The sequence below is a fragment of the Priestia sp. P5 genome, from assembly GCF_029522155.1.
GTDB lineage: Bacteria > Bacillota > Bacilli > Bacillales > Bacillaceae_H > Priestia > Priestia megaterium_E.
In genome coordinates this window covers 622444-644601 of sequence record NZ_JAKWFJ010000002.1, presented here as the reverse complement: position 1 = coordinate 644601, position 22158 = coordinate 622444, and the positions used below count along the sequence as shown (strand labels likewise).

Below are 22158 nucleotides of genomic sequence, written 5' to 3'. Positions count from 1 at the left end.
GCTTGGAAGCTCACTGAACTTCCTTTTCTTAGAATGCACTTTCTGATGCGCAATATAAGCAGAAAAAGCTGTAAAAAAGCGGTTGAAACATAACGAAATCACTTTAATCTAAAGACAAACAAATGGGATAAATGAGTTCATCTGAACCGCTTGTGACACCGCTGTTGATTTCCGTGCAAGGCTTCGCTTTCCGCGGGCGGTCGTTGAGCCTCCTCGTCGCCTATGCTCCTGCGGGGTCTCACCTGTTCCGCTTTTCCCGCAGGAGTCTTCGCCTTGCCCTCCAATCAACAGCTGGAAGCAGCTAAACATATGAGACCTATGTTTTACCATCATAAAAAAATCCGAACGAGCTTGATTAAGAATTAAGCTCGTTCGGATCCTTCTTCAACTAACATATTTTTACCTCAGCCTCTTTTATCCAATAATAATACGTTCTTTCGGATAGTGATAATCCGGTCCAGACGTTGGACGGCGAAGCATTAAAATAAATGAAAACATGCCGATTCGGCCAATGAACATTAAAATCATAATAACGCATTTACCGATATCAGAAAGCCCTCCAGTAATTCCCATTGATAAACCTGTTGTCCCAAAAGCTGAACACACTTCAAAAATAAGCTCAATGAGAGAAAAATGTTCTGTAATACTTAAAATAAGAAGAGAAATCGAGCAAATGATTACCGCTAACATCGATACAGCTACCGATTTAATAATGTCATCTTCATGAATTTCGCGGCGAAAGATTTTAATCGTCTTATTTCCTCTTACGTAATAAAACAGGAAAAGAATATTTAATGCAAACGTCGTCGTACGAATTCCTCCCCCTACTGAGCTTGGTGAAGCCCCGATAAACATCATCGCGCTCATCATAATTAACGTAGGAAGTGAGAACTCATTAATATTCATGGTCGCCACTCCTCCGCTCCTTGTGGCAGCGGATTGAAAAAACGCATAAAAAAACGATTCATCCCAAGACTTATCTGCTAAAAACCCTGAATGCTCTAGCACAAGAATCAAGATTGTTCCCCCTGCTAACAGCAGAAAAAACATAATGGTCGTTAGCTTCGTAAATAGCGAAAATTGAAATTTACGCTTATCTTTAAATGTTAAAAAATAATGCTTAATTTCAATTAATACAGGGAATCCAATCGCTCCAAGCGTAATTAAAATAACGGTTACCACCTGCACAAAATAATCGTGGGCATACGGAATAAATGAAGATCCTGTAATATCGAAGCCAGCATTTGTTGTAGCGCTGACAGAAGCAAAGAAACCATGCAGAAACGCATCTGTCCAGCTCGAATAATAACGGAGAAAATGTAATCCTAAAATAATGGCCCCAGCTAGTTCAATGGCAAAAATAATAAATAAAATATTTCTCATCAAGTCAACTAATCCTGATAAACGGGATTGGTTATGGTCTGTCATAATGAGCTGACGTTCCTTTAAACCGATTTTTTTACCCAAAATCATCCAAATAAATGTACTGAGTGTCATTACACCAATACCACCGATTTGAAAAATAAAAGCGAGCAAAAAATAGCCCGTCGTACTAAATGTATCCGGAGTAGAGACAGGTGTCAGCCCTGTTACACTTACCGCACTGACGGCAATAAATAAGCGATCAATAAATGCTAACTTCACTCCCGGCTTTAAAGCTTCTGGGATACTAAGTAATAGAAATCCAAGCGTAACAGCCACTATGTAAAATGTAACAATAATTTGAGCTGAAGACATCTGCCTTACTCGTCGTTTCCATGGTTGCGGCATAATCTGACATTCCTTTTTTGTTATAATACTAATAGTTTTCTTCTTTCTTCCCAAAGCATACTCATTGTTACACGGATCGCAATATCCATGTAAAAAATCCCATGTTCAAGAAGGTGACTACATTAGTATAAAAGAAGTCACCTCACTTGTCATTAGATATCATATATTCCAGCAGCCCGCATAAAGAACCGTCAATCAATATTGTCTGTTTACAAAAAAAACGAGGTTGAGACATAATTAAATGAATCCAATCTAAAGACGAACAAATGGGATACATGAGCTGAACCGCTTGTGACACCGCTGTTGATTTCCGTGCAAGACTTCGCTTTCCGCGGGCGGCCCGTGAGCCTCCTCGCCGCTGACACTCCTGCGGGGTCTCACCTGTTCCGCTTTTCCCGCAGGAGTCTTCGCCTTGCCCTCCAATCAACAGCTAAAAGCAACTATATATTTGAAACCTACGTTTACCATAACAAAAAAACGAACCACTGATATCAGTGGTTCGTTTTTCACGTCGGCTAAAACACTTTTGTCCCAGCCGCGTCTTTATTTTATTTAGAACGTTTTTCTAGCCAATCGCCGATTGAAGGATATGTTTCCTTCACTGCTTTTGGGCCAAATACAACAGATACGTGACCTGTTTGCAGCAATTTGTACTCTTTATCTTCACTTGAAACAGCGTCCATTAAAGCTGCCACTTGATGCGGCATCGCAATATGATCACGGCTAGCAGCAATGTTTAAAATATTAGCTTTAATATTTTTCAAATCTACTTTGCGTCCGCGAACTTCAAGTTCACCATTGATTAATTTGTTTTGTTGATAGAAGTCACGAATCCACTGACGATAAGCTTCACCAGCAAATGGGATTCCATCGGCAACCCACTTTTGCATAAGCTTCCAGCTTTCAACAAAACGCTGATTTTCCGAACGGTCCACTAGCGTTACATATGGGCCGTAGAAATTCGTGATTGGCTTTAACATCTTGTTTCCAAAGTCAATCATCTCTGGAGGGATGTTTCCGAATGTATCTACTGCTTTATCTAAATTAAAGTAGCGATCGTCTAGGAATGCTCCGTATAAACCTGTATCCGAAAAATCAAATGGACTTGTCATAAAAATTAAGTTTTTAATCGGCAAGTCTTCATTTAATGCAGCAAAAATAGATGTCATAGTTCCGCCCATGCAGTAACCAAGAACAGACAAATCAGGAGATTTAGAAGTGCGCAGCACCTTTTTCGCCGCTTTTGGAATATAGTCCACGATATAATCATCTAGCTTCATATTGCTGTCTTCAAGCCCAGGAGTTCCCCAGTCAAGCAAATACACGTCAAAACCGCGGTTTAATAAGTATTCAACAAGGCTGTTTCCAGGTGTTAAATCCAAAATATACGGTTTATTGATCAGTGCATATACGAGTAAGATTGGTGTTTTGTGCAGGTTATCTTTTACTGGCGTATAGCGATATAATTTCGCTTTGTTCTTTTTCCAAATAACCTCTTTTGGTGTTAATCCAACTTCCGGTTCCGCTTCTGTTGTCATAATTTCATATGCACGCTTAAAACGTCTTGCAGAACTTTTATATTCACTTGGCATTGATTTGATTAATTTTTCCCACTCTTGCACGTAAGGAATTGCCACGAATATACACACCCTTTCATTTCATTAGTAGTTAGTTAACAAGCACAGCCCCGACAAAAGTCAGGGCCAGCATCTATTACATGTATAAGCCGCCGTTAATGTTTAACTGTTGTCCTGTAATGTACGCGCCGTCTTTTGCTAAGTAAACAACTCCGCGTGCAATTTCTTCAGCATGGCCTAAGCGACGAGTTGGGATTTTTGCTACAACTTTTGCAAGAACTTCTTCCGGCATTGCCATTACCATTTCCGTTTCAATAAATCCTGGGCAAATTGCATTAACCGTTACGCCAGTTTTAGCTAGCTCAAGAGCTAATGATTTAGTGAATCCTAGCATACCTGCTTTAGCAGCTGAGTAGTTTGTTTGACCAAATCCGCCCGCTTGACCAATAATTGATGAAATATTGATAACACGACCGCCTTCAGATTCTAAAAGGTGCGTTAGCGCAGCTGATGTTGTGTTGTATACGCTATGTAAGTTTACATCAATTACTTTTTTCCAATCTTCTTCACCTAACTTCTTGAATGAACGGTCGCGCGTAATTCCAGCATTGTTTACTAGAATGTCTAATTGACCAAACGCAGCTTTTGTTTCTTCGATTAGGTGTTTTGCTTGATCTACATAAGACACGTCGGCTTGAACCGCAATAGCTTCTCCGCCGTTGTCTTTAATTTCTTTTACGATAGCTTCTGCAGATTCTTTACTGCTGTTATAGTTTACTGCTACTTTTACTCCATTAGAAGCAAGCTCACGTGTAATTGCTGCCCCGATACCTTTAGATCCGCCTGTTACGATTGCTACTTTACCTTGTAATGTTGTCATGAAAAATTTCCCCCTTGCTTCTTCAGCGATGATTTTTACTGTAAATACAGCAGTTAATGTTGTTATAAAATCCCCTACACCTTACTTGCGAGCCGGCTGCTCAGTTTTTTGAGCGTTTGACGGTTTTGCTTCAGATTTAGCTTCTGCCTTTGGCTTTTCAGCTAATTTTTCTTGTTTTTCTAACAGCTGAGCCTGAAGCTGCTCACCTTGAGTTTTAATTTGTTTTTGAATAGTTTCTTTTAACTCGTCTTGGTTTTTTTGCTGCCCTTCAAGAAGAGACAAAACTTTGTCGAGTTTTTTGTCTAACGATTTGACATCAGATTTCAGCTTAGTGACATCTTTTTTCAAAGCAGATGCACTTTCTTGCTGTGCTTCTAATTCATCAAAACGATCGTCAAATTGCTCTTCTAATAATTCTACTTTTTCTTCCACATTGATGACTAATGACGCAACGTTTGCTACATCTTCTTTTGTGGGTACATTTACTTGGTGCAGATAGCGCCCCGTTACTTCATTTACTGCTTGTTGATATTGAAGGTTCATATTTAGCACATTTCCCATGAGCTGGGAAAATTCTTCACGATTCATATTGTCCCCAATAACTTTACCCCAGTAAGATTCGGTTTTGTCATATACGTCTTTCCATGCTTGAAACGGATCAAATACTTTTTGCTGTTCCAAAACTCCATCTCCTTTCTTGTGTACGTTAAAAGTGATGGCTTTCAATATGGACACTTAATGTGACAAGCGACATATTAGAAGCTCTAAGTAAACGCAACCAATTCTGCGTTTATTTATTGGATAATGTAAATCTTTTCACAATTCACTTACCAACAAATTATAAATGTTATAAAAATTACCTACATGTACTATTATAAATTCGTTTTCCAAAATAAACAATTCTAAATCTTTGTTTATTTTTGAATTTTTTTGACGCTTTTTGTCGAAATCCAAAAAATCGTTCTTTTTTCCTGTATTTGAAAGACCTGTTTTAAAGTGTTGACAATTTTTTCATCTAGGTGTAAATTACACATATAGAAAACAAATTCTCTTTTTTCGAAGGGGTGATTACCTTGGGATCAAGTGAAAAAGATAACACCTCTAATTCAAACAACTTAGAAAAATCGATTAGCGGTGCACCAAAAAACTTGATGGTTCCTTTTCTTCTTTTAAGTTTAAGAGGGTGGAATCTACATGGTTACAAGCTCATTCAGCAACTAATGAGCTTTGGATTCACATCAGTTGATCAAGGAAATGTCTACCGCACGCTGAGACAGCTTGAAAAGGACAACTTGATTACATCGCAATGGGATACGTCAGCTGAAGGACCTGCACGCCGGATTTATTCATTAACAGATGCCGGTGAACAATATTTAAGCATGTGGGCTAATTCACTTGAACAGTATCAAAACATGTTAGATTCATTTTTTCACATGTATACCGACATGTTGTTCCCTTTTAGCTCTTCTTCTTCTAAAAAGTCAAAAGAATCAAAAGAGGAAGAAAACGATTAAAGGGATTCACGCAGTACATCTGCGTTTCCTAATATAATGTTAAATTTCACGGTCAACCAGCGAGCGCGGAATGTTAGGTTTATCACACAACTACGAATTTCTTCTTTAACGTTTTGTTCATTACGATAACTGTTCGCCAGACCAAATTATTCAAGGAGGAATTTGATTATGTCAACAGTAAAGTATGATACAGTAATTGATGCAATGTGGGAACAATGGACAAAGGGGTTACAAAACATTGCAGACGGAAACAAACAAATTGAGCAATGGACGTTAAAAGCACTTGAGCAACAGCAAGAATTTGTAACAAAAGCAGTTGAACAGCTTCAAGCAACAGACAAACAATGGAAAGCTGAATTAGAAGACCTTCAACAAAAAACAGTTGAAAATTTACGTAAAACAGCTGGAAACGCTGTTGCCGATTCTTATGAAGAATGGACAAACCGCACGCATGAAGCATTAAATAAATTACAAGAGCTTTCTCTTAACCAAAGCAAATCAAGCTATTCTTTAGTAAAACAAGCTCAAGAACAATATCATCAAGTAGTAACACAATTAGTAGAAGAGCAAAAGAAAACACGCCAAGAATTCCAACACGTATCTGATGCATACGTAGAACAAGTAAAATCTCTTCAAAAGTCATTTGCTCAGTCTCTTGAGCAATATGCAGTTGTAAAATAATATATAAAAAAGCCCAGCTTCTTTGAAAGCTGGGCTTTTTTATACTTTCTTGCAAACCATTACCAGTATGCAAAATAGTAAACAGCAAATAATACAGGTACAGCAGTGAACTGCTGTACCACTAAAAAAGGAGATGACTAATCATGGCTAGAACAAATAAACTATTAACACCAGGCGTAGAACAATTTTTAGATCAATATAAATATGAAATCGCTCAAGAATTTGGGGTAACTCTAGGTTCTGACACTGCTGCACGCAGCAACGGTTCAGTAGGCGGAGAAATCACAAAACGCTTGGTGCAACAAGCTCAAGCTCACTTAAGCGGCAGCACACAAAAATAAAACATAACTTCATAACATGGCTAAAAAAAAGGCACCTGCGTGTGCCTTTTTCTTACATAATATAGTCTTTTAAATACACGTAGTCCCCCGCTAATATAATAACCATCGCGATAATATATTTACGGTTTCTTTCAATTGTTTTCCGGCTCACTTTAACATGTTTTTCAATCAAGCGAATAGGAAGCTGCCGCTTTAAAAACAGCTTATCTTTTAATTCTTTTTCATTGACGATAAATGATGCAACTTCCACAGCATTTCCCCTTGCATCCTTATGTTTAGGAGACGTGTTGATAATGTCTTCAAGAGTTAATTTAAACAATTTTAGCGTCTGACAAAAATAAGTCATTTCCTCTTGAATATATGAAGTTTCACTTTGCCTTTTATAGTTAGAAAGCGATATATCCCTTTCTACCTTACCTTGAATAAAACCTTCATTTTCAATTCGGCTATAGAGCAGCGTTTGATTTCTCTTTTCTTTTCGAATATAGTCGATTACTCTTCTTTTAATAATAAGTTCCGCAAATGCAAGAAGAGATCGCCCTTTTTGGATTGTGTAATTTTCAATGGCTTCATTAAATGCAATCAGACCAATGCTAAATTCATCGTCAGCTTCACTTATATAACGTTTACATACAGCTGAAACAACTTTAGCAATAAACGGTTTATATTGTTGAATCATTTCATTATGTAATTGTTTATCCCCTTGCTGAATCGTCAGTACAAGCGTTTCAAGCGATGGAGGCGTGTGAACTTTTGTGAGCATTGGCTTCACCTCTTTTACTATACTCAGTTGCTTTATACCATGTTAATATCGAACAGGGTTGAGAAGCGCTCTGCTCCTTTTAATTTCCCTTTATTATAACCCATAATAGCTCAATTTTACCAATTAACATACATTTGAAATATATGTTTATAAACTGAAATAAACTTCATTGAACTGAATTACTCACGGCTGCTTCTGTTCTCTACAGAATATGAACGAAAAAGCAAAACATTCGGATATACAGTAATTAAACAGCAGTTAGTTCTTTTACCCTTTATCTAAACAATCTAAACTAGGTATTTTGTCTCAATATAGAAAATGCGCCTTCAATTAGCATTGAAGGCGCGTTTTTTTGTTATTGATTTTCAATTTTTTTTAACGATTCTTTTTCTTTCTCTGAGCCTTCAAGATCAGTTTGTTCTTTATTTTTAGATAGAAACCACCCTGAAGCTGCTATGGCAAGTAACACAATCCAAAACGTAATTTTCCACACTTTTGATTCAGGGAAATGTTCATTAATAATACCTAATTCCGGATGAGCAAGGGTATACACCGCTAACTTAACTCCTACCCAGCCTACAATAGCAAAAGCCGCCGTTTCTAGACCTGGGCGCGTATTTAATAGCTTCACGAACCAAGTTGCAGCAAAACGCATAATAATTAATCCCATAATTCCTCCGGCGAAGATCACCAAGAATTGTCCCCCATCGAGTCCGCCAATTTGAGGAAGATTTGTTGTTGGCAATGTAACGGCGAGAGCCACAGCGGCCAAAATTGAATCAACGGCAAAAGCAATGTCTGCTATTTCTACTTTTAAAACCGTTATCCAGAAACTTGAGCCCTTTTTCTCGTCTGCTTCTTTCACTTTTTCATGATTGTCTTTTTTCACATATCGCTTCACAATATGATTAATGGAAATGAACAATAAGTAAATGGCTCCTATAGCTTGAAGCTGCCATACGTCGACTAAAAATGAAATCAAGAACAACGAACCAAATCTAAAAATAAAGGCACCGGCTAGTCCGTAAAATAATGCCTTCTTGCGTTTTTCTTCCGGTAAATGTTTGACCATAATAGCCATCACAAGAGCATTATCCGCCGCCAAAATTCCTTCTAATGCAACCAGCACTAGCAATACCCATCCATACTCTAACAAAAGCGATGCATCCATAAAAATCCCCTCTCGTTTCTTGTATAAGTTTATTTATCCTCATTACAGGAATAAAACACAAAAAGACCTTTGCCAAATATGGCAAAGGTCTTGCTAAGCATAATCATTATGCCAACAAAGCCGATGGAATACTCCATGTAATGACGACTTTGTTTCAGGTTTCCCTGACGCTACTCCCCTTTACTCCTTAAGAAGTAAATGTATTAAGTTGTTTTTATTTTACAAAGAGTCCACTAATAAGTCAATTAAAAGCCCTCTAAACTTTTGTTAAGCTTTTGTTAAGCGTTTTAATACATTCAAAAACGTTGCAATATGAATAGGCTTTGTTACGTATTCACTAAAACCGACTAAAAAAGCTTGATCGATATCGCTTTGCATTGCGCTTGCACTCAGGGCGACTCGCGGAATATGCTTCAATTCTTTTTCCAGCTGCAGCTGTGTGCATACCTCAAAACCATTCATATCAGGCAGATCAATATCAATTAAGATTATATCCGGTGAAATGGACCTGATTAGCCCGATGCCGTTTTCTCCTGTTTTGGCAACTAAGAGCTTAACGTTTCTATATGGAGAAAGAATCGATTGCATAAGCTCAATATTTGTATCGTTATCCTCAATATATACAATTGATGTCGGCATGGAAAAACCTAAAAACGGCTCGGCTTCTCCTTCATCGGATAATCTTTTAGGAACAGGTGGATGTACTAAGGGAAAACGAACCCAAAATGTACTGCCTTTTCCTTCTTCACTTCGCACTCCGCACGTACCATTCATTAATACAACAAGCTGCTTTACCAGCGCCAATCCAATTCCTGTTCCGTCTTTTTCTAGTCTATTTACACGGTAGAAAGGTTCAAAAATCCGATTTAATTCTGAAGCTGGAATTCCAAAGCCCTTATCTTCAATCGATATAGTTACGTGATGCTGAGTGATGTCGGTATAGATAGTGATATCGCGATAAGCGGGCGAATATTTAATGGCGTTTGTAAGCAGATTTAATAAGATCTGCTGAAACCGAAGTTCATCTACTTCAACAAAGACTTCTTGGTATGCGTGAAAGCGAGTATAAAGGATACTATGCTTATCTTTTGCTAATGGTTTCATAATTTTAAGCGCGTCTTCAATCGCCTCTTTTACCGACACCGGTTCAAGATTAATCGCTAAGTGACCTGATTCAATTTTCGATAAATCAAGCGTTTCATTTATTAAATAAAGAAGATGATTACCTGCTTTTAAAATTTTTCGTATACGATTCAATTGTTTTTCTGTTAAATCTTTTTCCCCTTGTTCTTCCAATATCTGTGCATAACCTAAAATACTGTTTAAAGGCGTACGAAGCTCATGACTTACTTTTGATAAAAATTCAGACTTGGCTTGATTTGCCTTTTCGGCTTCTTCTTTTGCTATAATCATTTGTTGATTGGAATGAAGCAGGTCTTGTTCTTGTTCCTGCTGCTTTGTAATATCATAAAATGTGACAACTACGCCTTTATAATATTTGCTTTCTTGAAGAGGTTCAGCATTCACCGAAAGCCAAGTCAACTTTTTCTCATTTAAATAAATGCCCATCACTGTATTTCGCACAGGCTCTTTTGTATGAAGACAGCGGACAGATGGAATATCTTCGAGTGCAAAAGCTGTGCCATCAGGATGAATAATTTCCCAGTCTAAACCAAACGGGTTAACCGATAACATTTGGTCATAAGGTACGTTTAGAATCTTAGCAGCGTATGCATTGGCAGCAATTAAGTTACCTTCAAGGTCATGAAACACCACCCCTTCTGACATTGTAGAAAGAACGGATCGATACATGCTTTCACTTTTAGCCAGCTTTTCTCTTGCTTCGTGAAGATCTGTAATATCTACTATAGAACCAATGACTTCTTTTACTTCTCCTTTGGAAATATGAGGTATTAACTTCGTATAATAAGCAAAGTCGTTCAAAAGTACTTCATACGACACTTTCTCTCCCGCCCATGCTTTCTCATAGTATCTCTTATTTTCTTTTGCGTAGGATTCAGGTAAAAATTCTTCAAGTGTTTTACCGACAACATCTATTTCCTCATATCCCATTTCACGAATCATTTTGCCTTCGCACATGGTATGAATATACCCTTTATCGTTTTTCACAAATTTAAAAATAGCGCCATCTTGCTGTGAAAGCGTGCGTTTTAAATCTTCTTGTAAATCCATAAGCTGCTGTTGCGCCTTTTTTCGGTCTGTAACATCTTTGGCGATGACGTAACTGCCTTTAAGTTGACCATGAACAATAATAGGCATTTGCGTTACTTCAACGTATACAGGCTGATTATCTTTGCGAATGAGCGTTGCCTCATAATAAACAGAGTCTCCGCTCAGGGATTTCCACATATATTCTTCAGCTTTTCCGGCTTCTCTGAACATATAAGGAAACGGAATTTTCTCCATTTGATGCAACGTGTATCCTGTTAGTTCTATTCCTTTTGGATTAATCGTTTGAATATTACCGTACAAATCAACCGCACACACAATATTGGGATTGTAGTTAAAAAGAGATTGATAATACTCTTCTTTTAATTGACTTTCCCTCACTTCTTCCTGACGCTTAAAAGCAGCAACGAGCAGGAAGACAATGAGTAGCGTAATCGTGATGCTTGCAATAATGTTGGAAAATGGCGCTTGATACGGCAGCCACTGGCCCCACCTTCTAGCAACTGAATGTGTAATATGCAGCTTCATTCCATACATACTGATGAAATGCATAACTGAAATTCCAATACCTAGCAAAATAGAGCTAACAAGTTTAAGAAACGGATTAGCTTTCACGCTTTTCGAACGAAAAAACAAGTGCATCGCATAAAATGCAACGACCAGGGCGATGATGACGGAAAGCAAAACAGATAGCACTGCATAATGAATGCGTGCTTCTGTTTCGATTGCTGCCATTGCAATATAATGTGTACCCAGAATACTGCTTCCTAAAATAAGCCCTGACCATACCGACGTGCGCCATTTCCAGAATGTCCAAAACGCAACTAGTGACCCGCTAATTGCTATCATTAAAGCAAGGATAGAAAGTACAGCATCAAAATGAAAGCTAACAGGAACATAATAAGCAAGCATAGCAATATAATGCATCGCCCCCACTCCAAGCCCCATTGAAGCCGCTGACAGTGTAAGCCACAAATAATTGTTCCGCTGTTTTTTCATCATTTTGCTCATAATATCAAGTGCTGTATAAGAGGCAAGAATCCCTACAATGACAGCAAGAAATACGGTAAATTCATTATAGTGACCAGTAATTGAAATCATTTTCTTTCCTTTCAATTCAACGTTACTTCTTCTATCTAACTCTTCTCATAAGAACTATATTACTATTGTTTGTTCCGAAAGCAGACACATGAAATAGACGAAACTTACATAAGCTTCGTCCTTTCATCAACATAACTATTTTAGAAGCAGCAGCATCTCTTAATTCGTCATTAACTGATGCAGCTGTTTTTGAACGTCTTGGATTTTTAATTTTGAGATATGAGCATATTCATCAATTTCTAAGAAATAAACAAGATATGTTTCGTTTTTTGGTGTGATGTGCGAAACTTTCTGTAAATTCACGATATAAGACCGGTGTGTTTGACTAAATACAGAAGGGTTCAAATACATATAGATATCACTAATATTTTCATATGTCTCATAGACACGTGATTGAGTATAAATTAAGCATTTTTTTCCGGATTTCTCGATAAAAATAATTTGATCAATTGGAATGTAATAAGTAGAACCATTAAATTTTACAGGCAGTCTTTTTAATTGCTCACCTGGCTTTTTTGACTGATTTTTATCAACTCCAATGGAGTTTTTTGCCCGCTCTAACGCCATATAAAGCCTGGTTTTTTCAATCGGTTTTACAATGTAATCCAGTGCTGACAACTCAAATGCCTTCACCGCAAATTCATCATAACCGGTGATAAAAATGAAGTTTAAATTCGGCTTAATGCGCAGGCACTTTTTTATGGCATCTACACCGTTAATCGTAGGCATATTAATGTCTACGAGCACAAGGTCTGGACTCTTAGCCATCACTTCCTGTACAAGCTGCTCTCCGTCTTTGCAGATGCTAATCACTTCAAATTCCGGAAGCTGTTCTATAAAATAATCTAAAATTTCAACCGAATCTTCGTTATCATCGGCAATAATTAAGTTAATTTTGTTCATCCTGACTCCCCCTAGGATACAATGTTAAAGTATAGTACGAACTATTGCCCATTCTGTTTTATGCATGTCTACACATCGTTATAGTGTTTTTATGTTGAGATGAATGATCTACACGGACGCTAATCGTTAATGAACACACAACGATTGTTCATGGGGAATATTGCAATAATTGTAGGTTTTCTAGAAGAAGACATAAAAACCGTTTATCTATTATCATTTATTTTCCTAACAATGATTTAATACCCTTTTTATAATCTGTAAATCAGCATGCCAAAATCTTTATTTAACATTTTCGATAAAGGCGACACGCTCTTTTCAATCATTTTGTTTTCTCTTACTATTAAAACATGTTCTACGCTCTTTCACCCATACTTTTGTTAATTTTTTTACTTTTTATTCAAGGTAATTACTTACATATTGTCCTTAATAACCATGACTTTGTGATTTCACCCAAAAGAATTTATGTATTTTTTATTCATTTTATTATAAAAATTCTAGCATATAAAGGTATGAACTTACATATGTATTCCGAACTAGTTCCTTTTAAAACTATGATTATTATACCATTTCATAGTATAAATCACATATAGTTAAACGTGAAGACTTTCCATTCCTTTAAGTGTTCAAAGCTATTTATTTGTAAAATAAATTAATTCATTCTTCTATAAAGGCTACATAACTTAATTAACCATCTATTATTTGTAAAAAAACAGGCCTAATGTTATAACGCGGCCTGTTTTGCATTCATTTCTTATTTTTCATTTTTTACAATTTGCTGTGCTTGTTTTGATACAAAGAAGCGATTCTTTTTATCCTGTACCACCACGCTGTCCATTTGAATTTCTCTTCCATTTACAATAGCAATATTTTTATTTACTGGAAAACGCACCGTTCGCTTATTATTTGTAACAACCAGCACAGGATTTTTTTTGTCTTTTGGGTCAACCGCTACCTTTGAGCCTTTAAAAGCTTTATTTGCTTCAATAAATAATTCATTTGTTAACTCATTTAAGTTAATATTCATTGATTTAGCCATATGTTTGGCAATATCCGTATTATCCAAGTGCCCCGTTGGTCGATTTACGCCGTATGAATACAGAAATACATCCTCACCCGTATGACCGCCCGTTGTGAATCCAAGGTTTGCTCGGTTGGCTAATAACTTCGATAGTGCAGCACTGATTTCTTTTTTATCTCTTGCTTTAGTCAGCTGCGCTTTTTCCTCTGAAGTTAGATTTGATAAACCATGCAAAGCAGCTACTTCTTCTTTATTTGATAAATCTTCTTTTAATTTAGACGTGGCACCTTCTAACGTCATTTTTGCTTTTTTTAATGGATTAATATAAGCAGAAACAGGTGTAGTATCGTATCCTTTTGTTGTATTTGCATTACCGATTGAAAGACCGCTGTTTCCGTGATCGGCAATCGCAATAACCATCGTATTTCCATCTTTTTTAGCGAACTCTACTGCCTTGCCCACTGCTTCATCAAACGCTAATACATCGCTAATCATTCCTACTGGATCATTCGCATGAGCTGCCCAATCCGTTTTGCTGCCTTCAACAAATAAGAAAAAACCGTCTTTATCTTTTGACAACGTCGTTATTGCTTTATTTGTCATCTCGGACAACTTTGGCTGTTCTGCTTTTGTCTGCGGGCGGTCCATATCATACGCCAAGTCTCGGTCGGCGAAGCTCCCCCAGATTTTTTTGGCGCGTGACTGTTCTAATTCCTTTTTATTTTCTACAAAGTCATATCCTCTTTTATTCAATACATTGACTAAGTTTTCACCGTCTTTCCGGCTTTTTTCTTCTTTTCCCGGAAGAAGAGATTGCTTACCTCCTCCAAGTACTACATCAATGTTTTGATACACTTGCTGCTCCGCTAGCGTTTGAAAATCATCACGATTATAGTTGTGAGCTGAAAAACCAGCTGGTGTGGCATGCTGGATTTCAGAAGTAGCCACAATTCCTGTCGCGCGCCCTGAAAGCTTTGCTCCTTCTAGAACGTTTGCTACCGGACGAAATTGATCCTCTTTTTCTACTGGTTTAACCCCAGGCGTGTTCACTACCGAAGGCAGCACACCTACATAACCTGAATTTGATTTATTTCCTGTCGCTAAAGCAGTAGCTGCCGGAGCGGAATCTGTAATAGCAGATTCTGCCGAATACGCACGTACTCCCCCGGCCATCAGCTGATCCATATGTAACGGTTTTCCCTTGTACCATCTTGCGAGTGTAGTAGCATTTGAACTCGTCCCATCCATTACCATCATAATGACATTTTGAGGTTTCTTAGCTGACTTATGCTCCACTTTTGCTTCCGTTTGAATAAGGGAGTTTCCTACACCAAACGAGGCCAATGCTACTGCTCCTGCCAGTGTAATACCTGCTAATTCTTTCTTCATATAAATGTACCCGCCCCTTTATTTAATTGTCTTCGACATGTCTAAAGTTACCATTCAAACGTAAATCCACTGTTTACCCGCTGTAAAAGAGTGTAAAGTTTGTCTTTATATTCTTCCTTTCTTCTTGAGAAAAAATAGTCGAATAAAAAGGAAGTACATGAACAAACTACCAGTAATAGAAAGTCATGCGAGGGGCACGGTTATGTTTAAACATTTATTTAAAAAAAAGAATGCAGACGATCAGCCCAAAAAAACATTGGATGAACTGATTAAACAATTTAAAAAATCAAGTGATTTTACAACATTAGCCATTGGTTCGCAGCATCGAAAGTACATCATTACTTATTTTAAGCAGCTCGTAAACATGCAAAGTGTTGAAGATAAAATACTCGAGCCTTTTCAAAAACTAGACTTCACGTTAAGCAGTATATATGAAGTTGAAAATGTTCTGCCGATTGAAGATATTTCAGTCACAAAAGATACAAAAGAAATTTTAGAAAAGATGCTGCGCGGCTATGTGATGTTTCAATTACATAAAGACGATAAGCTAGTAGCGCTTATTAAAGTTCAAAGCTTTGATACAGGGTTTCGAAAAGAAAATGAAACGGAAAATGAGTTCAGCGTCGTTGGTCCTAAAATTGGTTTTGTAGAGGATTTAGATGTCAATCTCTATTTAATGAGAAAAACGGTCATTTCCGAAAACCTTATTTTTAAAGAACTCACCGTAGGAAATAAATCGAAAACGCGCGTGGTGCTTGTTTACTTAGAAGGCGTAACGAACCCTCAGCACGTGGACACCATGACCCAACGCCTTAAAGATATAGATTTCGACGTCATTTTTGATAGCACAATGCTTGATCAATTAATTTCCGATAATTCTTCTACGGCGTTTCCGCTTTTCTTAACAACAGAGCGGATTGACCGAGTCTTGTTTAGTCTGTTAAACGGGCAAGCTGCCTTCTTTTCAAGCGGTTCACCCTACGCAGTTACGGGACCGTCAACGCTGCTTGACTTCTTTATTTCACCTGAAGACTACTATTTACCATGGGTTCTAGGATCGTTTTTCCGCGTTATTCGTATTTTAGGCGTCTTTTTCTCTATTTTTGCTACGCCTCTTTATGTAGCCATTGTTACTTATCATTATGAGATGCTTCCAAAAGATTTGCTGGGTCCTATTATCTTTTCAAGGACCAATGTTCCTTTTCCACCCGTCATCGAAGTACTTTTTTTAGAAATAACCATTGAACTGCTTCGCGAAGCCGGAGCCAGACTTCCAACAAAAGTAGGTCAAACGCTGGGAATCGTAGGCGGGATTGTTATTGGGCAAGCAACAGTCGAAGCGGCGTTAACAAGCAATATTTTGCTTATTATTGTTTCACTGACAGCTTTAGCTTCTTTTACAACGCCTATTTTTAAAATGTCTAATACCATCCGGCTGCTACGTTTTCCGTTTATTTTGTTTGCCACTGCGTTTGGTTTAGTCGGCATCACCTTTGGTTTTTGTTTCTTACTGGTTCATTTGCTTCGTTTAAAGTCTTTGGGCATGCCTTATCTTGTTCCGCTTTTTCCGTTTCGTCCAACAGAGTATAGGGATACCTTTCTGCGATTGCCCTATAGTCATACGGCAAAGCGTCCAAGCTACTTGCGTCCTTTAGAACGCTTTCGCTATAACCCTAATAAAGCGAATAAGACTAAACGAAAAAGTAATTTAGATAATGAGTAAAGCGGGGAAACGTCATGAAGAGAATACTTATTTTATGCACTTGCCTTACTTTCTTAACGAGCTGTGCAGACCGTGAAACAATTGACGAAATTCAAGTAGTTAACTCCATAGGATATGATTATATTCCTCAAAGCAATAAAGTGAGAGGAACCATTTTATACCCTATCTATAAGTACGGGCCAACGGAAGAACCCAGTATTATTGCGGCTACTGCTAATTCATCATTTGATATTCCACTTCGCTTAAACAATAAATCATCTCTTCCGGTCGCTTTTGGGCAGCTGAGGAGCATCGTCATGGGAAAAGAATTTGCAACACATGGCGTGGATGAATTAGTAAATACAATTGCTAGAAATCCAGACCTTGGACGTAATATTAAATTAAGCATTGCAGACGGCAACGCACATGAATTATTGAGCTCCGTTACAAAAAAGAAAATTAAAGACTATCAGTTTATTTCTAATTTGATTGAACAAAATATCCGAACAGAAAATTTGCCTAACACTAATTTACAAATTTTTTTATTCAGTTTTTTTAGCGACGACCGGGACCCGTATCTTCCTGTTTTAGCACAAGAAAAAGATGCTATTAAATTAAAGGGACTGGCGCTTTTCAAAAAACAAAAAGTCGTTACAACTATCGGAATGAAAGAAACATTTTTATTTAAGCTGCTAACAAGCGGAACAAAGCACGGCCGCTACTCAGTGAAAGTTAAAGAAAGTGACCGCGAAGGCGAAATCATTCTACAAAACTTGCGCACCAAAACAAAGTATGAAATTAAAGGAAATCATCAACACCCAAGTATTATTGCGCACTTAACTATCGATGGCCTTGTAAAAGAGTTTCCTGGATGGATAAATTTAACAGACTCGTCTAGTATTAAAATGGTTGAAAAAACGCTTCAAAAACATATTGAAAAAGATGGGGATGCATTTATTAAGAAACTTCAGCGGCACAAAATCGACCCCATTTGTTTTACAGATTATGTTCGAAGTAAAACACGCGGGTTTAACAGTGAAAAATTCAAAGCGCAATATCCGGATATGAATATTGAAGTAAAAGCTCGCGTTCATCTTATTCAAACCGGTATTAGCAACTAGGAGGAAGAAAAGATGCATAATACAATTAAAGAAGAAAATCAAGTTTCCCCTTCTTTTCTTTTTTTCTTAGTGCATTCTACGCAAATTGGCGTTGGGATCCTAGGATTTCAGCGTTATATTATTAAAGGAGCTGGATATGAAGCTTGGATATCCATCTTTCTTGCTGCGATCAGCGTCTGTATTTTATTAGCGATGATTTTTAATATCTTAACTCGCGAAAACAGCGATATTGTCGATATTCACCGGTTATACTTTGGGAAATACCTTGGAGGAGCTTTAACTCTTGCGGCATCGGCTTATTATTTTATCTTTGCGTTAACCATTTACCGGACGTACGTAGAAATTTTACAAATATGGATGTTTCCACAGCTGGAAACATGGATTGTATCACTTGTTTACTTACCTATTATTTACTATACAGTTTCCGGTGGGTTTCGTGTGATCACTGGGATTGCTTTTTTTGGGGTCGTGCTTCCCTTACCGCTCGTATTTGCATTGATTTACCCATTAAAATATGGGCACCTTAATAATTTATTTCCTTTGTTTGACCACACGATATGGGAATTTTTAATTTCAACTAAAATGATGACTTTTGAGAATTTAGGATTTGAAGCCGTGCTTTTTTTCTATCCTTTTATAAAAAATGGCGCTACTAGTCAGAAGTGGGGGCAACTTGGCGTTTTGTTCAGCACTTTTTTATACTTGTGCACAGCATTAGTTTCATTTGCCTACTTTAGTCAAGGACAGTTAATGCATACGATCTGGCCAACTTTAACGATGGCCAAAATTATTGAAATTCCATTTTTACAGCGTTTTGAATATATTTTAATTTCTCTGTGGCTTTTAGTCGTTCTTCCTACAATTGCTGTCAGCGTATGGTGTACAATTCGTGGATTTAGTAAAACATTTAATAAGCCGCCTACGATTTTTCTCATATTAGCTCTTATTGCCCTTCTTGGTTTTTCTATTTTCTTTGATGATCGGGAAACCATCGATCAGCTTAATACACGTTTATCCATGACCGGCTTTTATTTTATTTATGGCTACATTCCTTTCCTTTTTCTCTATAGCCTCATTCGAGCCAAAATAAAACAAAAGAAAACACAAAAAGAAGAGCGTGAGCCAACTTTAAGTTGAATCACTCTCTTCTTTTCATACTACCTTATTTGTTAAATAAAACAGCGTATTCCCCGTATCCTTCTTTTTCTAAATCTTCTTTGGGAACAAAGCGAAGAGCTGCTGAGTTGATGCAGTAGCGCAAGCCGCCTGCATCTTGGGGACCATCATCAAATAAATGGCCTAAATGAGAGTTAGCCGTTTTACTTCGTACTTCTGTACGAACCATATTATGACTAACGTCCATATTTTCTTTTACTTCATCTTTATTAATCACTTTTGTGAAAGATGGCCATCCGCATCCGGCATCATATTTATCAGTTGAACTAAACAATGGCTCTCCTGATACAACATCTACATAAATTCCCTCTTCTGTATGATCCCAAAATTCATTGCGAAACGGAGGTTCCGTTGCATCATTTTGAGTCACTTCATACTGAATAGGCGTTAATGTCGTTTTCAGCTTCTCATCGCGTCCAAAGTCTTTCCAGTTTTCTTTAATGAAACGATCACGTCCAGACCCGCGTCGATACATAGCATAGCGGAATTTATTTTTCTTATAGTAACCTTGATGGTATTCTTCCGCTTCATAAAACGGTTTTGCCGGTAGAATTTGTGTAGCAATCGGCTCAGAAAAACGACCGCTTGCTTCTAATTGCTGCTTCGATTCTTCAGCTAGTGTCTTTTGGTGTTCATTGTGATAAAAGATAGCTGTTCGATATGAATCGCCTCGATCCGCAAATTGTCCGCCTGCATCCGTTGGATCAATTTGAGGCCAGTATAGTTCTAAAAGCTTTTCATATGGAAAAACCTCTGAATCAAATGTAATTTGGACCGCTTCATAGTGGCCCGTGGTTTCTGAGCATACTTCTTTGTACGTCGGGTTCTCTTTGTGACCGCCTGTATAGCCAGATACAACTTTTATAATGCCTGGCTGTTCATCAAAGGGCTTCACCATACACCAAAAACAGCCGCCCGCAAAAGTTGCTACTTCATATTGTTCTGTCAAAAAGATGACCTCCTTCATGTGTTCTTTCTATTATTATACGCTGATTTTATGTTCTCACCAACTAACTTGCCTTTTATACTCTTTGCGTTTTAAAACAAAAAAATAATCAGTGAAGCTCATATTCACTGATTATTCTTCCGTATTTAAAGCGCTTTATTTTTGATGGCCTTTAATTTTGTGAAACAGCTGATTCATCGTTTCAATTTCTTTATCTGTAAAGTGCTCAAAACGCTCAAGGAAATAGGCTCGTTTCTTCTCTTGAATAGCATTAAAAATATCCTGTCCTTCCTTGGTCAGTTCAATATCAATAATACGCCGATCGTTTTCAGACCGTTTGCGTGCAATGTAGCCTTTTGATAAAAGCAAGTCGGTTACCGCCGTAATGTGGCTTGCTGACACTTGAAGATACTTGGATAAATCAGTTGATCGCTGTCTACCTGAATCAACCAGCATACGAAGCACCATAAATTCATTTGTTGATAGCTCTGAATTGTATACTTCATTAATTTCTTGGCGAAGCTGTCTGAACACAAAGCGAAACAGCGTCTCCATTTCTTGGACGAGCTCTTCTCTTTTTTTCACTTGTCACTCTCCTTAACGCTATCGCATGATAACGAATATGTATTTACGAAAGTATTTCACTTTCTTAACTTAATTAGTTTTATCAAATTACTAAGCGTTTCGTCAACTATTATTGAGATTTTTTTCCACAATTCTGTACGAATTGATGTATTTTTCATAAAATTCCATAAAAAAAGCGATTTACCGTTATGGTAAATCGCTGCTAGTAGCTAAAAATACCGGTTAAAAAGCTTCTCCATCTCGGAACAGGCTTTTTACCTTTTAAGCTGTCTTCACTTTTTAACTGACTTTCAAGTTCCACTACTCGATTTTCTAATTTCGTAATAACTTTATTTAATCGATCGATTTCTGAACGATGCTCTAAAATTTGAAACGTCACTACTTCTCCCGCTTTTTCTTCTGTACGCTTTTCATTTTCAATTAGCCTTAAAAAAAGCTGATCAAGCTGCTTTTGCATGTCTTGTGCACGTTCATCAGATATAACGACTTCCTCTTTTTCCACTACTTTTTCTACCACTTTGACGACGGCTTGGCGATTGCGGTTTTTTTGAAAGTTTCTAAGTGCTTCAACATTTTCTTCTGTAAACTCACAGTGTCCCGATTCATTTCTCTCTAGCTCGATATCCGCCATTTTAACCCATTTTAATACCGTACTTGGATGTATTCCCAGCGACTTTGCCACATCTACCGTTTTCATCGTCATGTTCCATCCCTCCATTTTTTTCATTTACTAGCCATTTCGAGAGAAATTTTCAAATCCCTTCATACGTGACAAAACTAGTATGAATTCGTCAAAGAAAGTGGACGTTCAACAAATGAAGAAAATGATGTCATTATTGCTTAGAAAAACTCGTACAATCCTTCTGCAAAATAACAAAATTCGTGCTGTGAAATCCCCTTGCCGTATCCCTTAATAAAAGCAGCGCGCTCTTTACCTATAAAGATTCCGTCTTCAAAGCGCACAGCAAGCGCCATATCACATAACGAGCATCTCCGCAGGTTCTCCGCTCCAGTCAATAACAGCTGTTAGAACGAATTTGTAAGCACTCGGGCTTTGAAAGTCCGCCAGTGCCCGTATATTTTTTAATACATAATATTCCTTATATAACCATTTTCTGTACTTTTCCCTTTTTGCTCTCTTTAAAACATATCTCCCTTTAGCCGTATGAAGGATATCAACATCTGAGGTACACCTTTGCTTTGGAAACGTCACTTTTTCCATTTGCTTTACATATTTTTTTATTGAATAAGGAATTTCTTCTATTATAATAGGATGCAGCTGTCTCACTCTCCTTTCTTTCTACATTCTCTTTTGATTGCTCTTTCCCTA

Annotated in this window: 21 protein-coding genes and 1 riboswitch; of the genes, 6 read left to right on the top strand and 15 right to left on the bottom strand. The window is 37.5% G+C overall.

The features are described from left to right. Positions 1-108: 108 nt before the first annotated feature. From MMB69_RS20030 to phaR, 6 genes are all read right to left on the bottom strand, one after another. The gene (locus MMB69_RS20030) at positions 109-288 is read right to left on the bottom strand and encodes a hypothetical protein (RefSeq protein WP_221782335.1); all 180 of its coding nucleotides are present in this window, start codon (positions 286-288) and stop codon (positions 109-111) included. Positions 289-414: 126 nt separating this feature from the next. Then, positions 415-1794: a TrkH family potassium uptake protein gene (locus MMB69_RS20025; protein WP_264409228.1), complete on the bottom strand. Its 1380-nt coding sequence runs from the start codon at positions 1792-1794 to the stop codon at positions 415-417. A gap of 118 nt (positions 1795-1912) precedes the next feature. Further along, positions 1913-2197, bottom strand: coding sequence for a hypothetical protein (locus MMB69_RS20020; protein WP_221782392.1), 285 nt, complete (start codon positions 2195-2197; stop codon positions 1913-1915). Positions 2198-2318: 121 nt separating this feature from the next. Continuing rightward, positions 2319-3407 (bottom strand): class III poly(R)-hydroxyalkanoic acid synthase subunit PhaC, encoded by a 1089-nt coding sequence (locus tag MMB69_RS20015; protein ID WP_013055939.1) that lies wholly within the window; start codon positions 3405-3407, stop codon positions 2319-2321. A 76-nt stretch (positions 3408-3483) separates the two neighbouring features. Continuing rightward, on the bottom strand, positions 3484-4227 hold the full coding sequence (gene phbB / locus MMB69_RS20010; protein WP_216142587.1) for an acetoacetyl-CoA reductase: 744 nt from the start codon (positions 4225-4227) through the stop codon (positions 3484-3486). A gap of 81 nt (positions 4228-4308) precedes the next feature. Then, positions 4309-4908, bottom strand: coding sequence for a polyhydroxyalkanoic acid synthase subunit PhaR (gene phaR / locus MMB69_RS20005; RefSeq protein ID WP_057238759.1), 600 nt, complete (start codon positions 4906-4908; stop codon positions 4309-4311). Positions 4909-5300: 392 nt separating this feature from the next. On the opposite strand from phaR, the gene phaQ reads away from it, so the two are divergent. From phaQ to MMB69_RS19990, 3 genes are all read left to right on the top strand, one after another. Then, the gene (gene phaQ, locus MMB69_RS20000) at positions 5301-5741 is read left to right on the top strand and encodes a poly-beta-hydroxybutyrate-responsive repressor (protein ID WP_013055935.1); all 441 of its coding nucleotides are present in this window, start codon (positions 5301-5303) and stop codon (positions 5739-5741) included. Between the two features lie 168 nt (positions 5742-5909). After that, positions 5910-6422 (top strand): polyhydroxyalkanoic acid inclusion protein PhaP, encoded by a 513-nt coding sequence (gene phaP / locus MMB69_RS19995; protein ID WP_014461097.1) that lies wholly within the window; start codon positions 5910-5912, stop codon positions 6420-6422. A 143-nt stretch (positions 6423-6565) separates the two neighbouring features. Beyond that, a complete protein-coding gene (locus MMB69_RS19990) occupies positions 6566-6763 on the top strand; it encodes an alpha/beta-type small acid-soluble spore protein (protein ID WP_013055933.1) in 198 nt (65 codons plus the stop codon). A 52-nt stretch (positions 6764-6815) separates the two neighbouring features. Here MMB69_RS19990 and sigI read toward each other — a convergent pair whose 3' ends face one another. The 5 genes from sigI to MMB69_RS19965 all read right to left on the bottom strand — a co-directional run bounded on the left by sigI (position 6816) and on the right by MMB69_RS19965 (position 15298). Continuing rightward, the gene (gene sigI, locus MMB69_RS19985) at positions 6816-7526 is read right to left on the bottom strand and encodes an RNA polymerase sigma factor SigI (protein WP_221782333.1); all 711 of its coding nucleotides are present in this window, start codon (positions 7524-7526) and stop codon (positions 6816-6818) included. A 355-nt stretch (positions 7527-7881) separates the two neighbouring features. Next, positions 7882-8697, bottom strand: a complete 816-nt coding sequence (locus tag MMB69_RS19980) for a TerC family protein (RefSeq protein ID WP_221782331.1) — start codon at positions 8695-8697, stop codon at positions 7882-7884. A 95-nt stretch (positions 8698-8792) separates the two neighbouring features. Continuing rightward, positions 8793-8888, bottom strand: a riboswitch (yybP-ykoY riboswitch). 76 nt (positions 8889-8964) lie between these two features. Next, complete coding sequence (locus MMB69_RS19975; RefSeq protein WP_260506581.1) at positions 8965-11988, bottom strand: PAS domain S-box protein; 3024 nt, start codon at positions 11986-11988, stop codon at positions 8965-8967. Positions 11989-12147: 159 nt separating this feature from the next. Beyond that, positions 12148-12891, bottom strand: a complete 744-nt coding sequence (locus MMB69_RS19970) for a LytR/AlgR family response regulator transcription factor (protein WP_221782328.1) — start codon at positions 12889-12891, stop codon at positions 12148-12150. A gap of 751 nt (positions 12892-13642) precedes the next feature. Then, positions 13643-15298, bottom strand: coding sequence for an alkaline phosphatase (locus MMB69_RS19965; RefSeq protein WP_277448326.1), 1656 nt, complete (start codon positions 15296-15298; stop codon positions 13643-13645). Positions 15299-15500: 202 nt separating this feature from the next. Here MMB69_RS19965 and MMB69_RS19960 point away from each other — a divergent pair, with 202 nt between their 5' ends. Genes MMB69_RS19960 through MMB69_RS19950 form a run of 3 tightly spaced genes read left to right on the top strand, consistent with a single transcriptional unit; the run spans position 15501 to position 19258 of the window. Then, positions 15501-17021: a spore germination protein gene (locus MMB69_RS19960; RefSeq protein WP_221782324.1), complete on the top strand. Its 1521-nt coding sequence runs from the start codon at positions 15501-15503 to the stop codon at positions 17019-17021. A 14-nt stretch (positions 17022-17035) separates the two neighbouring features. Then, positions 17036-18121, top strand: a complete 1086-nt coding sequence (locus MMB69_RS19955; protein ID WP_221782323.1) for a Ger(x)C family spore germination protein — start codon at positions 17036-17038, stop codon at positions 18119-18121. Positions 18122-18133: 12 nt separating this feature from the next. Further along, entirely contained in the window at positions 18134-19258 is a 1125-nt protein-coding gene (locus tag MMB69_RS19950; protein ID WP_221782321.1) for a GerAB/ArcD/ProY family transporter, read from the top strand. 25 nt (positions 19259-19283) lie between these two features. On the opposite strand, the gene msrA is transcribed toward MMB69_RS19950, so the two are convergent. The 4 genes from msrA to MMB69_RS19930 all read right to left on the bottom strand — a co-directional run bounded on the left by msrA (position 19284) and on the right by MMB69_RS19930 (position 22116). Then, a complete protein-coding gene (msrA, locus tag MMB69_RS19945) occupies positions 19284-20246 on the bottom strand; it encodes a peptide-methionine (S)-S-oxide reductase MsrA (RefSeq protein WP_269871751.1) in 963 nt (320 codons plus the stop codon). A gap of 153 nt (positions 20247-20399) precedes the next feature. Beyond that, entirely contained in the window at positions 20400-20828 is a 429-nt protein-coding gene (locus tag MMB69_RS19940; protein WP_221782318.1) for a MarR family winged helix-turn-helix transcriptional regulator, read from the bottom strand. A 202-nt stretch (positions 20829-21030) separates the two neighbouring features. Further along, positions 21031-21531 (bottom strand): MerR family transcriptional regulator, encoded by a 501-nt coding sequence (locus MMB69_RS19935; RefSeq protein ID WP_107917835.1) that lies wholly within the window; start codon positions 21529-21531, stop codon positions 21031-21033. A 273-nt stretch (positions 21532-21804) separates the two neighbouring features. Further along, the gene (locus MMB69_RS19930) at positions 21805-22116 is read right to left on the bottom strand and encodes a hypothetical protein (RefSeq protein WP_277448325.1); all 312 of its coding nucleotides are present in this window, start codon (positions 22114-22116) and stop codon (positions 21805-21807) included. Between the last annotated feature and the right edge of the window lie 42 nt (positions 22117-22158).